The 16,003-nt window shown below is 58.3% G+C and carries 12 protein-coding genes; 8 read left to right on the forward strand and 4 right to left on the reverse strand.

Annotated features, from left to right (window positions below; translation table 11 throughout):
* Positions 1-116: 116 nt before the first annotated feature.
* Entirely contained in the window at positions 117-1,346 is a 1,230-nt protein-coding gene (locus tag FJ938_RS26250; RefSeq protein WP_140612777.1) for a glycosyltransferase, read from the forward strand.
* Here FJ938_RS26250 and FJ938_RS26255 read toward each other — a convergent pair.
* Entirely contained in the window at positions 1,326-2,417 is a 1,092-nt protein-coding gene (locus FJ938_RS26255) for a glycosyltransferase family 1 protein (protein ID WP_348642295.1), read from the reverse strand. The genes FJ938_RS26250 and FJ938_RS26255 overlap by 21 nt on opposite strands.
* A 245-nt stretch (positions 2,418-2,662) precedes the next feature.
* On the opposite strand from FJ938_RS26255, the gene FJ938_RS26260 reads away from it, so the two are divergent.
* From FJ938_RS26260 to FJ938_RS26270, 3 genes are all read left to right on the forward strand, one after another.
* Positions 2,663-3,994 (forward strand): glycosyltransferase family 1 protein, encoded by a 1,332-nt coding sequence (locus tag FJ938_RS26260; protein WP_140698937.1) that lies wholly within the window; start codon positions 2,663-2,665, stop codon positions 3,992-3,994.
* Positions 3,995-4,082: 88 nt separating this feature from the next.
* Positions 4,083-5,381, forward strand: coding sequence for an acyltransferase (locus FJ938_RS26265; protein WP_140698940.1), 1,299 nt, complete (start codon positions 4,083-4,085; stop codon positions 5,379-5,381).
* Between the two features lie 119 nt (positions 5,382-5,500).
* Positions 5,501-6,511 carry a glycosyltransferase family A protein gene (locus tag FJ938_RS26270; RefSeq protein WP_140698943.1) on the forward strand — a complete coding sequence of 337 codons (1,011 nt, stop codon included), beginning with the start codon at positions 5,501-5,503 and terminating at the stop codon, positions 6,509-6,511.
* 112 nt (positions 6,512-6,623) lie between these two features.
* Here the strand turns inward: FJ938_RS26270 and FJ938_RS26275 are convergent, their stop codons facing one another.
* Together FJ938_RS26275 and FJ938_RS26280 are read right to left on the reverse strand one after the other, a co-directional pair.
* Positions 6,624-7,898 (reverse strand): polysaccharide pyruvyl transferase family protein, encoded by a 1,275-nt coding sequence (locus FJ938_RS26275; protein ID WP_140698946.1) that lies wholly within the window; start codon positions 7,896-7,898, stop codon positions 6,624-6,626.
* A gap of 277 nt (positions 7,899-8,175) precedes the next feature.
* Entirely contained in the window at positions 8,176-9,636 is a 1,461-nt protein-coding gene (locus FJ938_RS26280; protein ID WP_140698949.1) for an oligosaccharide flippase family protein, read from the reverse strand.
* A 217-nt stretch (positions 9,637-9,853) separates the two neighbouring features.
* Between FJ938_RS26280 and FJ938_RS26285 the strand changes: the two genes are divergently transcribed.
* From FJ938_RS26285 to FJ938_RS26300, 4 genes are all read left to right on the forward strand, one after another.
* Complete coding sequence (locus tag FJ938_RS26285) at positions 9,854-11,401, forward strand: DUF4214 domain-containing protein (protein WP_246673545.1); 1,548 nt, start codon at positions 9,854-9,856, stop codon at positions 11,399-11,401.
* Positions 11,402-11,442: 41 nt separating this feature from the next.
* A complete protein-coding gene (locus tag FJ938_RS26290) occupies positions 11,443-12,786 on the forward strand; it encodes a DUF4038 domain-containing protein (protein WP_210243428.1) in 1,344 nt (447 codons plus the stop codon).
* A 206-nt stretch (positions 12,787-12,992) separates the two neighbouring features.
* Positions 12,993-14,054: an NAD(P)-dependent oxidoreductase gene (locus FJ938_RS26295; RefSeq protein WP_140698952.1), complete on the forward strand. Its 1,062-nt coding sequence runs from the start codon at positions 12,993-12,995 to the stop codon at positions 14,052-14,054.
* Positions 14,055-14,058: 4 nt separating this feature from the next.
* The gene (locus FJ938_RS26300; protein WP_140698955.1) at positions 14,059-15,372 is read left to right on the forward strand and encodes a DUF4910 domain-containing protein; all 1,314 of its coding nucleotides are present in this window, start codon (positions 14,059-14,061) and stop codon (positions 15,370-15,372) included.
* Here FJ938_RS26300 and rfbC read toward each other — a convergent pair.
* Positions 15,367-15,915 (reverse strand): dTDP-4-dehydrorhamnose 3,5-epimerase, encoded by a 549-nt coding sequence (gene rfbC / locus FJ938_RS26305; protein WP_140612766.1) that lies wholly within the window; start codon positions 15,913-15,915, stop codon positions 15,367-15,369. The two genes, FJ938_RS26300 and rfbC, sit on opposite strands and share 6 nt — an antisense overlap.
* Between the last annotated feature and the right edge of the window lie 88 nt (positions 15,916-16,003).

The raw sequence follows: 16,003 nt of genomic DNA on the forward strand, positions 1-16,003 counted from the left end.
GTATTAGGCCGGCCCGCCCCCGCAGCGTCCTGTAACCGATCGGAGGACTTGCAAGAGCCATGGCATGAAAGGGAGACTGCCGGCATTGCGATTGCTGGCTGCGGCAGGGGGGAACCATGCTCCACGAACGTTCTTCCGACCTGGCAATCGCCGCCAAGCTCGCGGTGCCAATCGAGAAACCGCCGACCGCGCCGGGAAGTGTCGACAGATACGCGAGAATAGCGGTGGTTCACGACTGGTGCCCCAACTTCCGGGGAGGGGAGCGGGTTCTTGCGCAAATCTGCAAGCAGTTTCCGAATGCCGAAGTCTTCACGCTTTTCGATTTTCTGCCGGCCGACGTCAAAGAGCAATATTTCCGGGATGTGGAATTCCATACGTCGGCAGCCAACCGGATTCCCATGGTGCGGAAGTTCTACCGATCTCTTTTCTTCTTTTGCCCTTTCCTGATCGAGCAGTTCGACGTGACAGGCTACGATGCGGTGATCTCCTCTTCGGCCGCATTTTCGCGCGGCGTAATCACCAGGCCGGATCAACCGCATTTATGTTACGTGCATAGCCCCGTCCGCTATGCGTGGGATGAGCAGTTCTCCTATCTTCAGCAGGGAAGGTTGGGCTTTGGTCCCAAGGGAATTCTCTATCGATACATGCTGCACCGGCTGAGGACGTGGGATACCAGGACCGCGCATGGTCCGGACCTGATGTTGGCGAACTCGAACTATGTCCGTTCCCGGATCCAGCACATTTACGGGCGCGACGCGCGTGTCGTCTTCCCGCCGATTTGCGTAGGAGAACTGCCGTGTGTGGAGGACAAGGATGACTACTACGTCTCGGCATCCTTCCTAGCCCCATACAAGCGCACCGACCTGGTCATCAGGGCCTTCAACGAAATGCCGTCGCGACGGCTGGTCGTCGTTGGCGAAGGACAGCAATCCGCCAGCTTGCGATCGCTGGCTGGGCCCAACATCTCGTTTTCGGGTTTTCTACCCCGCCAAGAGTATGTAGAGACGCTGGCGCGGGCCAAGGCGATGGTCTTCGCGGGCTGCGAGGACTTCGGCATCGCGTTGGCCGAGGCGCAAGCCTGCGGGACCCCGCTGATCGCCTTCGGCCGCGGCGGCGCGGTTGACATCGTGCGGCGCCTGGGGTCATCGGCCGAGCCGACGGGGGTGCTGTTCAAGGCGCAGACTATCGAGTCTCTCAAGGCGGCGGTCGTGCGCTTCGAAGAAAACAGCCACGCTATCACCCCCCGTGCCTGCACCGCCAATGCAGCGCGCTTTTCCGAAGAGAACTTCGATCGCGCGATTCTGGAATCGATCGGGGCAGTCCAGTCACTTCACGACATCATATGAGTTCGCGCGCACCCTGACGCCCTTGGTTTGTGCGTCGAGGCCGTCGGCGGCCGCCATCGCCTTGAGATAAAGCAACGCCGTCGCCCTCCAGCTGTATGCTGAGGCTCTCGCCCTTCCCTTCGCCACCATCTCCGTTCGCAACGCCTGAGAACGATGAAGTCGCATGAAGCTGTCGAACCATGCCTCCGGATTGTCGGGAGAGGCGTATAGGGCCGCGCTCGCGCAGACCTCAGGCAGGCTTGCGCGGTCGGAAACCACCACGGGGCAGCCGACAGCCATCGCCTCGAGCGCAGGGAGGCCGAAGCCTTCGGTAAGCGATGGGAAGGCCAGGCACAGCGAGTCCTCAAGGAGAGCAGCCAACTCGCCATCGGAAACGCGGCCAAGCCAGTGGATGTTTCGCGCTTGCGTGCGCCCAGAACCTGACCGGTAAACGCGTGATTCCGACATGCCGACGATGGCTATCCTGAGCCCGACTGCTCCAAGGCGGTCAGCCATGTTCAGGACGAGGTCTACGTTCTTGTGGGGTGCGGCACTTCCGATCATGACTATGGTGTCCCGGGAGGCCGCCAACCGTGTCGGCGCCGAGTGTTCAGGCTTCCAACGCAAGACATGCTCATGGCCGTTAGGGGCCACGAGGGCCTGGTGGGCCTGGATCACGCCTTGGCGGATGAGTTCACCGAGCGAGAAATCGGAGACAGTCGAAATACCCCACGCAGTCTTGCCGAGGCAAGGCAACAGCGTTCTGTAAAGGCTTCTGAAGGCGAGGGAATAGCTCTGCGGCGCGTTCCAGACATTTGCGTCATGAATACAAACGATATGTTTGTGGGCAAGCAGCGGCCCGGTATTGCAGAGGCTGAGCAGACCGCCGCCGTCGAGAGCGATGGGAAGTCGCGCTTGCTCCCAAACATGCCCGCGCGCGCCGCCGATCTCGCGGCGTTCGATGGACGTGAGGGGGATGTCCCCGGATCCGGGTGGACAGAGCAGGCGGAGCTGGAGATCGCTAGCAAGTGGTACCCGCTCCTCAATCAACGAGTCCAGCGAACGGACGATTTCACAGGCATAACGTTGCACGCCCGTTGTCGCCTGGGAAAGAAAGCGCCCATTGATCGTCCAACGTCGTGGCATGCCCTTACCCCCGAGACTTTCACTGTGGAGCGGCCATAGGGGCGCAGTCACTACGGCCATTCGGTCACCTGTTGGCGCGGAGCCTCATCCGGCCGGGCGAGGGCGGTGTTGTACCTACCTCGAACGTTGGAGGGCCGTGCGCGACCGAGAATGCTAATCTGACCACAGGTGCGGCCGGACCGGAGAGGGTTATGGGTAATTCCGAATTCGATGCGACGCAGTCGCCGTCATCAAGGCGGTTGAATGGCCACGACAGCGGCACACAGCTGGCGGGAACCCTTGTCGAAGACGCCAAATATCTGATTGGTATACCCGAGCGAAAGTCACGGGACCAAGGGGCGGCGAGGCGACGCTGGACGATAAACGGAGACTTCACGACGCTTCGCCGTAATGGAGTAGCCCGTTATGCTCGCGAAGTGACCATGGCTCTCGACGCTCTCATTTCGGAAGGTCATCCCCTTGGTCGCGACCTGGAAATGGATCTGGTGATCCCACGCCCGCTAACCGAACCCTTGCCCCTCAAGGCCATCGCCGTCCGCATCATTCCGGAATTCAACAGACCACGACTTCCTCAATTTTGGGTTCAGGCGCAGTTGCCCTGGCATGTGCCTGGCGGATTGCTGAGTTTCTGCAACCTCGCTCCCGTCATGCTTAGCCGTCAAATCGCTTGCATCCACGACATGCACACGAGGCTGATGCCGTTGAGCTATGCGAGAGGCTTCCGGTGGGCGCACCGCCTCATCCTCCCAGCGCTCGGCAGGCGGGCTGCTCGTATCACGACGGTCTCGCAGCTGGCGCGAAGTCACCTGATCAAGTTCGGAATAGCACCGGAGGAAAATATCGTCGTCACCTACAACGGCAGCGACCATGCCAGGAGATGGGATGCCAAGAAATCGTCCCTGGCCGTGGATAGGCGTAGGCCATATGTCCTTTGCCTTGGCCGGGGAGACCAAGAATACAAGAACCTGGAGCTTCTCGCCCGGCTGGCCCCGCTCCTCGATGACATGGGTCTGGATCTGTGGATGCCTGGCGACGTCGACGAAGCCACGATCCTGCGATACGTTGCGAAACTGCCCGACAACATCGTCTTGCTTGGCCGCATACGCGATGACGACTTCAAGAAGGCGCTCGAGGGCGCTTTGTGCTTCCTGTTCCCCTCACGCATCGAGGGTTTCGGGCTCCCGGCGGTCGAGGCGATGGCGTCTGGCTGTCCCGTCATTGCATCGAGTTCGCCGTGCCTCCCGGAAATCTGTGGGGACTCTGCTCTTTATGCCGATCCCGACGATGTCCATGCGTGGGCCGAGAAGGTCCGCCACCTTATGCTCACCCCAGCCTTGCGCGAGTGCCTGGTGACCAAGGGCAACGCCAGGGCAAGCAGTTATTCCTGGCGGTGGATCGCGTGGAAATACCTGGAACTGATGGTCCAGGTTGACGCCGATTTCGGGGAGCGGTCCCGCGGCTGGAGACCGTCCGAAGGAAACGACCTTGCCGATTTCTCGAAACCGGCCGCAAAGCCGCGCTGATTGAAGGCTTCGTGTCTGGCCGGGTGCCAATCCGCGCTCGACGGCCTAACAGAAACGATTGACCCCATATTCCTCAAATGGATTAGCAATGCGCCGTTTGGGTCAATTCTCAGGTCCGCTCGCCTCCGGTAAATTGAGATCGAAGCCGATCGAGGGCAAACAGGCCACCGTAGCGGCTTCATTGGATAGGGCCATGGTCTTCTTAACGCTCGGCACGGTCGGCCTGGCATCGATAACGGCCAACGCTGAGTACTCTCCGGCCGCGGCCCGGTCTGCTCAGGCAAGGAAGTTCTGGCATAATCCTCAGCTTTTGAGGCTCGTATCCGCCTATGCCATCGCCTACATCCACATGGCCGCGGTGGTTGGCGCCGCCCACATTCATCCGGCTGTCTTGGAGATTTTCCGTTTCGGAACGGATCTGTTCGTGGTTCTGGCCGGCTTTCTAACCGCGCATGTGCTCGGGAACAACGGCACGTCCGCAGGTGCTTATTTGCGCACGAGGCTCATTCGCATCGTGCCTTTATACTGGGGCTTCACGGTTCTCGCATTTCTTGTCGAAAACTACGCGATGAATAACCATTCGACGCCCTGGTCAGCACTCTTCATGTCGCTTGCCTTCGTCCCCTACGGTCCCTACCCGATCCTGTATCCGACCTGGACCTTGCTGGTCATCGTCGAGTTCAGCTTGATTATCGCGGCTTTTCAGACTGCCAGCGCCAAAAACGGTGTGTTCTATTCCGCCGCATTTGCGGTACTCCTTGCAGGCGCTGGCAAAATAACGAGATTTGAAAACCCGATTTTCGTATTTTACACCAATCCCATACTGATCGATTTTGCCCTCGGCATCCTCATCTTCGCGCTTGTCAGCTCTGGGCCGTTCCTTTTCAAAATGCCGCAGCGCCGCGTCGTTGTTCTCGCAGCGGCGGCAGTCACCTTCGGAGCTGTGGCTGCAGTCTTGCGTCCGTTCTTCTGGCCGGCGCTGCCTCGCGTCCTCGCCCTCGGCGTGCCGATGTCGCTTCTGTTGCTGGGGCTTGTTACTCTGGAGCAGCTTGGCATCTACAACGACTCGAAATTTTTGAACTTTCTCGCCAAATGCACCTACTCGATCTATCTGACACACTGGTTCGTGGATCTCATCTCCGAAAAGCTCGTTGTCGAAAGCGGAAATTCGGCACGGCTGGCCACGGTGCTGTTGTTCGTGACCCCCATGGCCGTAACCTGCGTTTCAGTTTTCGTTTATCTTTATGTTGAAGTGCCTATGACTCGATACCTGTCCGATTGGTTCGTCGCACCGGGAATATCACCGTCATCGGCAGCGCCTAGATCGACGACAGGGCATCAAGGTGGCGCGCAGCCCGGATCGGAGCATCGGAGCCGTTTGCCATGAGAAAGGTCCTGGGCTGAACGCCTCATCTTAAACGAAGCCACCGACAGAAGCTGAGGTCGGCTTCTCGCTTCTGAGTAGGTCAATTCAATATCGCCGTCCGAAACGAAAAAGATACCGTTATGACACACCGCTCGGCGCCAGCTCTACCTCTCGTTGCGGTGGTAACGCCCGTATACAACGGAGGTGCGTATCTCGAGGCTACGATGAGATCTGTTCAGCGGCAAAGCTATGACAACATTATACACGTTATCGTTGACAATTGCAGCTCGGACAACACGCCGCAAATCATCGATCGCTTTCGGTCGGAGCGTGTTGAGCTGATTACCATTCGCAATGACAGCCTCCTTCCGCTGCGAGAAAACTGGACTAAGGCGCTTTGTGCGGTTCCCACCGAGGCCCTTTACGTGAAGATTCTATGCGCAGACGACCTGATGCGTAGCGATTGCATCTCGCGCTTCGTGGAGATTGCTCAACGCGACGAAAAAATCGAAGTCGTTCTTTGCCATGACATCTTCATGGACAGGGTCCATCGCGCGAATTTGCCGTTGAAGCAAGGTATTTTTGGAGGCATTGAGATCGCGGCAAAGATGCTAGACGAAAGCATTAATTGGTTGCCATATCATCATTTATTCGTTCGTTCTCCTGGCAGCGCGCAAAGCCCGGTTTTCTTCAACGATGCCCCGATCCATTTTGATTTTTCTGCAGTCGTGCACAGTGTCCTGCGTGGCAAGCTCGCCTATTTGCACGCGCCACTCGTCTACACACGTTGGCACGCGAATTCGCTTACCAGCCAGCAGCTCGGTGCGAACCAGTTAAGAACCTTACTTGAGCGTTTTGACATTTTATGTGCCTTTGGGGTTCAGTGTTGGGACGAGCCGACTTTCCGAAGCAAAAAGGAATGTATGCGTGCCAGAATGATGCGCTTGGCCATAAAATGGACAGTGATGGGAAGGCTGGACGCCGCTCGGGAACTCTTGAAGGGCCTGAAAGAGCGGCAGGTCGCTCCGAGCGCCGCGGATTGGGCCAAATCGCTAGTTGAATGGCTGCCCTATTCGAATTGGAAACGAAGCTGGCGTCTTTCAACGGGCCCTGAGATTGACGAAGCCCAGTTCTGCTCGGAAATTTTTTAAGGCGGAGGCCGCTGACCGAATGCATCCACAGGAATTGCTGAGCGGTTGAAGCCGCGACTTAATGCGCGATCACAAAATTTCAGTATGCAATAATTGGCGCCCCGGCTTAATTTCAAAGGATCTTGGACAACAACTCCTGCTCGTGCTCCTTTACACGAAACAGTACATGATCGAGATGCCGCCGAACGACTGCGCGATAGTGCTCCTTGTCTTTTAACAGTTCCGTGAGGTGCGTCTCCAACAGCTCCAGGTCGAGATTTTCTACGGATTGACAAAAATCGCCGAGGCCGAAATCAGTCATCACCGCATCGTTCTTGGCCTCGTATCCTATGGAGATTGTCGGTAGAGCAAGCTTCAAAGCGCAAACCACGTTATGAAAACGGGTGGCAACAACGACGTCAGTGTCGCCAATCTGTCGCATGACGTCATGCAGGGAGTTGATTGGCTCGGCGACAAGCTGACGAGCCCGCCGAGTGAAGCGGGTGCCGTCGATCAGGTCATATCCGCTCGCCTTAGCAATTCGGCCGATATCCCTGACTGCCCGCATATCCACGGTTTCGCCGATAATAAGGCGCACTCGGTAGCCTCGATCCAGCAATGAGTTGACGAAACGGCCCATCTTCTCGATATAGGTTTCATAGATAGCGGTATCCGACCCTGAGCGCGCGCCTGCGCGCCAGCCGTTGTAGTTCATGAGCCCAATCCCAACTGTCGTCAGTTTTCCTCCGGTGTTGTCTCGCACGGGCAATAGCGTAGGCAGTCTGAACACCAGATCAGGGTAGACTTGATCTCTACTTGTATCGATGCCGAGCGACGATAAGAAATCCTTGGAGACCTGATCGCGGAACGAACGGAAGTAGGCCCAGGCCGCTGCAGACCTCAACATTCGGCGGCTGGTAGAATTTAGTATCGGACCTGCGCCGGTTCCAATAAAGCAGAACTTCACCCCCGACAGTCGCGCAGATGCAGCCCAGCGGAACAGACCGTAGGATGTTCCAAATGGACCTGAGCCGTAGTCGTTTAACGTTGACGTTCCTGGCACAATTATGATGTCGAATTGCCTGACATATTTGATTGCCCGGCCCCAGTTCGCTAGCCTTCCAATTATTCTCATGCTGACTTTATTGCAGAACCTCAGGAGGGTATTGGAAAACTCTGGGGCGCTGATTGGTGTTGTGACAATCTGATGCGCTTTACCAATGGCATCTGGATCAACACAGACGCACGCGATAGCCGCCTCCGGCCGAGCTTCCCGCAAGAAAAGCAAGAACGCTTCCAACGACGCGTCATTACCGAAATTACCCCCGCCAAACATTCCGAAAAGGCATATTTTCTGTGGCTTTGCGCCGATGACCTGCGAGAACCCATTCCTGCGCGAAAGGACCATGGTGTGTGCTCGCTATTGGTGCATGCATGCGAGCGGCGGCAGCATGATACCGCGGCCGTGCACGCTCTGATTGGAAGGGGCGACAGAGGTCAGGAGGTTCGAATGGCAAATGCGGCAGCTTCGGCATGCCTCGCAGTCCAAGCCTTTCGGCAGGGTGAGGCCCTGCTTCTTGTCCCGCTTGTTCTCGTCCATGAACATTCGCGTCCTTCCAGGCTCGTTTGGATAACCACTGGCTATGCGACTTTTTCGTCGGCCATCGTGTTCACTGGTGCTCGCCTCACTCGGCCGGGCGGAGCGAGGCACGCCCGAAACCGGGGATGGACTTGATTATCTCGTCAACCAATGGATGTCGGGTAAGGACCAATGCCGCTCCCCATCCACCCAACGCCAACACCCCTGCTGCGAGTGCCTGCCCATGCGAAAGAGCGAAGCCTGTGCCCGACAAGAAAGCCACGCACAGCGGACCAGCCGCGCTCGCTATGGCCATGACGGCGCTTCTCCATAGCGCTGCGGCGATATCCTTCAGTTTCAATCCCAACCGTCGCCGAACGAAGCTCAGGGCAACGTATGCCTGGAAAGGAATCGTCACCAGCATACACCAGGCAGCCGCCTGCAATCCGCCGAAGACGCCGGCCATTGACAAGAGAATGCCAGAAAGCGGGAAGACGATGAGGGCACGGATGAACAAGTCGCGGATCGCACCGACTGCAACCAATACCGGGTAATTGAGCTCAAAACTGAAGGAGAAGAGAAGAGCAATCGCGACGACCTGAACAAGCGGCGCAGCCTCGATCCATTGTCGACCGAGCACGACGTCCACGACCGGATAGGCCAGCACTGAGAGCACAAGGAGAGCGGGCCAGTAGAAAGCCGTGACAATAGAAAGGGCCGCGAGATACGGGCGCTTCAAATCGCTGCCTTGTCTGACCTCTGCCGAAAACGCCGGCAATACGACAGCCACGGCCCCTCCGAGGAGGAGTTTGTCGGGTATCTGGCTGATCAAGAGGGTCCTGCTGAACAAGGCTGCGGCATTCGGTGACACCAGTCGGCCCAACAAGAGCAAGGGCAGGGCGTCAAATATGCGGAAGAGTATGGCGATGGAGCCGTTGTATCCACCGAACGAGACCATTGCGCGCCAATTGGCGAGGGTTGGCTTGAACATCCAGAAATGCGGGCACAGGGCAAGTGCAAGGCATCCAGCAAGCCCGCTGCCGATTAGCCACGCCCAAGCGAAGCTCATATAGCTGAAGCCCGCGAACGCCAAAGCGATTGTTGCCACAGCCCCTGTCGCGCCGTTAGTGATGCTAATGGCAGCTACCTTGCCGAAGGCCATTTCCCGGCGCAGGAGAGCGTTGACCAGGATGACCAAGGCGTCGAGGAAGAGGCAGGCTGAAATAACTCGTAAATAGGGAACGAGGTTCGGCTCCGCGTAGACTGAGGCCAGAATAGGGGACGCGGCTAGGAGAACGGTGACGGCAATCCCGGTAAGGACGAACATCACTGTAAAGGCCCCCCGAATATCCTCGCGGCTGAGTTCCCCGCGCTGAATCAGGAAGCTTGAACTGGAGAATTCCCTGACAGACAGGGCTATCGCCAGGATTGCCATCCCGATCACCGACACGCCGATTTCCTGTGGTGTCAATATGCGCGAAACCACTGCGGTCGTGGCGAAATTCGATACGAGCAGGACATAACGTTCGCCCGTGCTCATCAGAAGTGCGCGTTTAACAGAAGGCATAGTGCCCTTTCCCGGTAGCGGCGGGGCCGCCTTCGTCACGCTGAATAGTCCAACAAACCCGGTTAAAGGTCAGTACCTTCAAAGTAAGGACTAATCACAGACGAAAGGGGTAACGGGCATGGCAGCCGGAGTTGTCGGGCCTTGTTCCAGATCAGCTAAGGGCTGATCAGATTTGGGTAAAATAGGGCGTAAGAGGTTCAAGACAGGGCTTGAGTTGGTGGCGACCTCCGAAAGGGGTATCGCAGACGCGTCGGTCACCCGTATGGGTAGATTGCTACCGGCGCTCGCAGTCCCGACTATCGAGGCCGCCCCGACCGGGAGAACTGTCGCCATGTCGTTTCGTTTCGCAGTCGCTTTGGCTTGCCTGCTGGCGTTTGTCTCGTCTGCCTCCGCCAATTTCCTTTGGGGCATTAACGGTCATCCAATAGTTGCTTATCCGGGTATCCCGATCGAAAGGCAACTCGACTTCGTTAAGGATCTTGGCCTGAAGTCATACAGGGTCAATGTTAGGGGCGAGGGCGACGTGGATATGCTTGCCAACCTTGTCTCCGCCGGAAAGGTGAGAGGCATCGAGATCCTGCCCGTCCTCACGCCCGCCGGCATCGATATGGACAAGGATAGTCCGGAAGAACTTTACGCCAGGACCCGGAAACTTGCGATCGCACTTGGCTCAAGGTTCAAGGCCGACATCCGTGTCTGGGAACTCGGCAACGAGATGGAGAACTACGCCATCATCAAGCCTTGTGAGAAGCGCGATGATGGCGCGCAATATCCATGTGGTTGGGGACCTGCAGGTGGAACGGGAACGCTCGATTACTACGGCCCGCGCTGGGTGAAAGTGAGTGCCGTCCTCAAGGGGCTGTCCGAAGGGATGATTGCGGCCGATCCGACCATCAGCAAGGCGATCGGCACCGCCGGATGGGGCCACGTCGGCGCGTTCGCACGGATGAAGCAGGACGGCATCGCTTGGGATATCTCAGTGTGGCATATGTACGGCGACGATCCGGAATGGGCTTTCCGGGAAATCTCGGCCTACGGCAAGCCGATATGGGTTACCGAATTCGACAACCCTTACGGAAGCCAGCGCGGCGAGAAGCAGCAGGCCGACGGCATCAAGCAGACAATGACGAGACTTCAAGACCTCAACAAGAAGTACAAGGTCGAGGCCGCGCACATCTACGAACTCGTCGATGAGGCCTACTGGGCTCCTAGCATGGAAGCCAATATGGGATTGGTGAGGCTTATCCCGGCGCCCTACGGTAAATGGAGGGTCGGCGAGCCTAAGCCTGCCTATAAGACGGTGCGTGACTTCACCCGCGGCCCGCAGCCGGCGCCTAGACCGTACCGGGAATGCGATCCAGAGACCCTGGCTGCAAACAAACCCCTATATGTGAGGCAGGCAAGTTTCGTCTATTGCCTCATCCTTGGTCACGATGGCGACACGGCCAGCGTGGATCGTTGGTCGGCAGCTCTTGAAAGCGGGAATAGCAAGCTTGCTGACATGATCTTGGACATGATGGACACCGACGATTTCGAAAGCAGATATGCCACGATCGGCCTGACGGACCGCGCCTATATCAGTTTCCTCTACCTGCTGCTTCTTGACCGTCCCGCAGACAACTACGGCCTTGACACCTATACGCGGCCGCTACGCGCGGGCACCATGACCCGCAAGGACGCAGCCTTCGGCATTGTCACCTCATCGGAGTTCAACTCCAGGCACTCCGCCATCCATGAGGTCTCCGGGGCGCCGACCCCTGGGTGAGCATGAACGACGGGCCGGAGGGAGGGAGCGCAATGCGCTTGATGTCTGTTCTCATGACCTGCGTCTTTTTGGTGGCTATGGAGACTGGAAGCTTAGCCTGCGAACGCGACAAGGGGACGCGTTTCCCTTTACGGATCGAATCTGGAAAGAGCTTTCCGGTCGACAAGGACGGCCATCCATTCTTGATGCATGGCGACTCGGCCTGGTCCCTCATCGCAGATCTGAAGGATGACGAAGCATACCTCTATCTTGAGGACCGCAAGGCTCGTGGTTTCAATACGGTGCTGGTCAACCTCCTAGAGCACCGATTTTCCCGCAACGCGCCCGCAAACGCATATGGCGAGAGGCCATTCGCTGGCAACGCCGATTTCGCCGTTCCGAATGAGGCGTATTTTGCCCATGCGGACCGTGTCCTGCAGAAGGCTTGCGACCTCGGTTTCCTGGTGCTGCTTGCCCCAGCCTATCTCGGCTATCGCGGTGGTATTGACGGTTGGTATCAGAAAATGGCGGCTGCAGGGCCAGGAAGGCTTGCTTCGTACGGCCATTTCGTCGGACATCGCTACCGGCACTTCGACAATATCATGTGGGTCAACGGTGGCGATGATGATCCAGCGGACAAGGATCTGGTGAGGGCTGTTGCCAAAGGCATCGTTGACGAGGACCCGGGCGCTCTTAGCACCATCCATGGCGCTCCCGAAACGCCACTACTTGATTTGTGGACTCACGAATCCTGGCTGAACGTGAACAACATCTACACATACGGACCTGTCTACACGGCCGCGATCAGGGAGTACGGCAGGGGTATGCCTTTCTTCCTGATTGAGAGCGCCTATGAGTTCGAAAGTGGTACCGACGAGTACCGGGTCCGCATTCAGGCTTACCAGGCGATCCTCTCGGGCGCCTTTGGCCACCTCTACGGCAATAACCCGATATGGCATTTCGGGGGGCCCGGTCTCCATCGGCAAACATTGGGGTGGAAAGAGGCTCTCAACAGCCCGGGGGCAAAAAGCATGGAGGTGCTTTTCGCTTTCATGTCATCGACAAAGTGGTGGCTGCTCGAACCCGACAGCAAGAACAGACTGCTGGTCGATGGCACGGGCAAGGACATGGGGAGGGCGGTCGCCGCGACCGCAGGGGACGGATCCTATGCTGTCGTCTACCTGCCCGGCAACGGCCGCATTACAGTGGACCTGGCGCGGCTTTCGGCGGCTTCCGTCCGCGCCCGCTGGCGCGATCCGACCAGCGGAGAGGTGACGGATGTCGAAGGTTCTCCCTTCAAGGCGGAGCGCACAGTTTTCCAGCCGCCAGAGCTAAACAGCCGCGGATACAAAGATTGGATCCTGGAGCTGATAGCTCAAGGCCGCCCCGTAGCGCAAAGTCAATGAACGCGCGATTGCGTGCAGCAGGCAACGCAAGGCAAGACGTGCGCCGATTCCTCCGAAAGCATTAGACGTGCGCCACCGCAAAAGAGGTAAGCGTTGGCAACGCTTCCTCGAACGGGGAATCCTGGGCGTCCATTGGCGTTCTCCCCCGTTCCTTCAAGCCCAAGTAGCCTCCCGGATATCAATATCGGCTTGAGAAGAGGTGCGCGATGAAAGTCATGGTAACCGGCCATCAAGGCTATATCGGATCGGTGATGGTGCCGATGCTGCTTCGTGCCGGGCATTCGGTGACGGGCTATGACAGCGATCTCTACCGGCGCTGCACCTTTGCCGCTGGGGGCGAGCGGGCTTCAATTCCATCCATCCAAAAGGACGTCAGGGACGTGCATGCGCGCGACCTCGAAGGGTTCGATACCGTCATCCACCTTGCGGCCCTTTCCAATGACCCGCTGTCCGACCTTGATCCGGACATCACCTATGAAATCAACCATAAGGGCAGCGTCCGCTTTGCCAAGGCGGCCAAGGACGCCGGCGTGTCGCGCTTCCTGTTCGCCTCGTCGTGCAGCAATTACGGACAGGCGGGCGACGGGATGGTCGATGAAACCGGCGAACTGAATCCGGTCACGCCCTACGGTTGGTCGAAGGTCCTTTCAGAACGGGATATTTCCGAACTGGCCAGCAGCAGCTTTTCTCCCACCTATTTCCGCCCCGCCACGGCCTATGGGCTCTCGCCGCGGCTCCGTTTCGACATCGTGTTGAACAATCTGGTCGCGTGGGCGGTCACCAAAGGCGTCATCCTCCTGAAGTCCGATGGAACACCGTGGCGGCCGATTGTCCATATCGAGGACATTTCCAGGGCATTCATTGCCGGGCTGGAGGCGCCCCGCGAGGCCATTCACAATCAAGCCTTCAATGTGGGACGAACCGACCACAATTACAGGATCCGGGACATCGCCGAGATTGTCGCCGAGATCGTGCCCGATTGCCGGCTTGAACTCGCGCCCGACGCCGGACCCGACAAACGCTCCTATCGGGTCAACTTCGACAAGATCGCGCTTGCCCTTCCTGCCTTCAGGCCGCAATGGGATGCGCGCAAGGGTGCCGAGCAACTCTACCAGGCATACCGGAAGTCGAATGTCACGCTGGAGGAATTCGAGGGCCCGCGCTTCCAGCGTATCGGCCATATCAGGCATCTGTTGACCAGCGGACTTCTGGACGAGCGGATGCGGGTCGCTGGAGTATCCAAGCCATTGGAGGAGGCGCTCGGATAGCTGGATGGAACACCTGAACCCCGCCGGGATCGGCCCGCCGCCGGCAACCGGAGTCGGTCACGAGATTTATGCCCTGGCCGAACGTCTGTTTCCCATCTGCCGGAGCATCACGGGAAATGGCGTGCGAGCAACGCTGGATGTCTTGTCACAGCATATCGAGTTGGAACGGCACGAAGTGCCCACCGGGACGCAGCTGTTCGACTGGACCGTTCCAAAGGAATGGAACATACGCTCGGCAACCATCACGGGCCCGGACGGACAATCAGTCCTCGATTTTGCGGACTCCAACCTGCACGTCGTCAACTACAGCTTGCCGTTCAAGGGGATCCTGACGCTCGCCGAACTGAGGCCGCACATTCATACTCTGCCCGATCAGCCGCAGCTGATCCCCTACCGGACCAGCTATTACGCCCCGACCTGGGGCTTCTGCGCAGCCCACGTCCGTGTGGCTGACCTGCCCGACGGTTTCTACCATGTGGAGATCGACGCCGAGCTCGAGGACGGCACTCTCACATACGGCGAATACCTGCACCGCGGTCGGACCGAGCGGGAGTTCCTCCTCTCGGCGCACATTTGCCATCCCTCGCTTGCCAACGACAACTGTTCGGGCTTGGCGCTGCTGGCGATGCTGGCGAGAAGTCTCAAGGCAAGGAACACACGGTACAGTTACCGCTTTCTATTCGCTCCCGGCACGATCGGCGCGCTCGCGTGGCTGTCGCGCAATGAGGACCGTACATGTCTCATCGACCACGGTCTGGTGCTGTCATGCGTTGGCGATTCAGGAGGCCCGGCATACAAGCGCAGCCGCCGCGGCGACGCCTTCATCGACCGAGCCATGTCCCACGTGCTGGGGCATCGCGCCGGGGCAAAGCTGATGGATTTCTCCCCATATGGGTATGACGAGAGGCAATATTGTTCGCCGGGCTTCAATCTTCCGGTCGGCATGTTCCAGCGAAGCGTCCACGGCACATTTCCCGAATACCACACATCGGCCGACAATCTTGACTTCATCAGCCCAGAGCATCTCGAGGATTCCTTCCGCATCTTGATGGAGGTGATCGACATTGTCGAAGAGGACTGGACGCCGTTGAACCGCTTGCCCAAGGGCGAGCCGCAGCTCGGCAAGCGCGGCCTTTATGCAGCCGTGGGAGGGCAGAAGTCGTCGGGGGCGACGTCGATGTCCCTGCTTTGGGTGCTGAACCTCGCCGATGGGCAGCATTCGCTCCTGGCCATGGCTGAGCGCTCGAACCTGCCCTTCAAGGAACTGGCCGCCGCTGCGAAACTGCTGTTGGAATATGAGCTCCTGGTAGCCTTATGAGGCCGTTACGGTTCGCCGTCTGACAAGGGGCCAACTTTTGTCCCTTTCCGACATGGCCGTTGGCATCAAGGGCCATCCGATGGAAAAGGTGGGGTCATTGTAGAGGACGCCGGTCGACGCGTTGGGCGTATAGAACTGTGATATGAGATACGAGACCTCGGTGCCGTCGGTTAGGGTCTGGAGGCCGTGGGCGAAGCCGGCAGGGATATAGAGCTGCTTCATGTTTTCGGAAGTCAGCTCGAAACCAAGCCACTTGTAGAGTGTCGGCGAATTCGGACGCAGGTCCACGACGACGTCAAAAATCGCGCCGCGGACACAGGAGACCAGCTTGACCTCTGCGTAAGGCTCCTCCTGGTAGTGCAGCCCCCTGAGAGTTCCCTTTTTGATCGAATGAGCCCGGCTGTGCTGGACAAAGCGCGTCGCCAGACCACAATCGGCCATCTCCTTCTCACAGAAAAGTCGGGTGAAAGAACCACGGTCGTCAAGCATGGGAGTAGGCTCGATCACCCAGACCCCTTGAAGCTCCGTTTCGGTGAACTGCATGCCTTGACTCCCCGGCACCGAGCGAGACTGCCGCATCAATTGTCAGCGTCGCCAGCCCACGCTGTAAGGGCTACCTAAGCCTTAGGTG

Source organism: Mesorhizobium sp. B2-4-14, assembly GCF_006442155.1.
GTDB lineage: Bacteria > Pseudomonadota > Alphaproteobacteria > Rhizobiales > Rhizobiaceae > Mesorhizobium.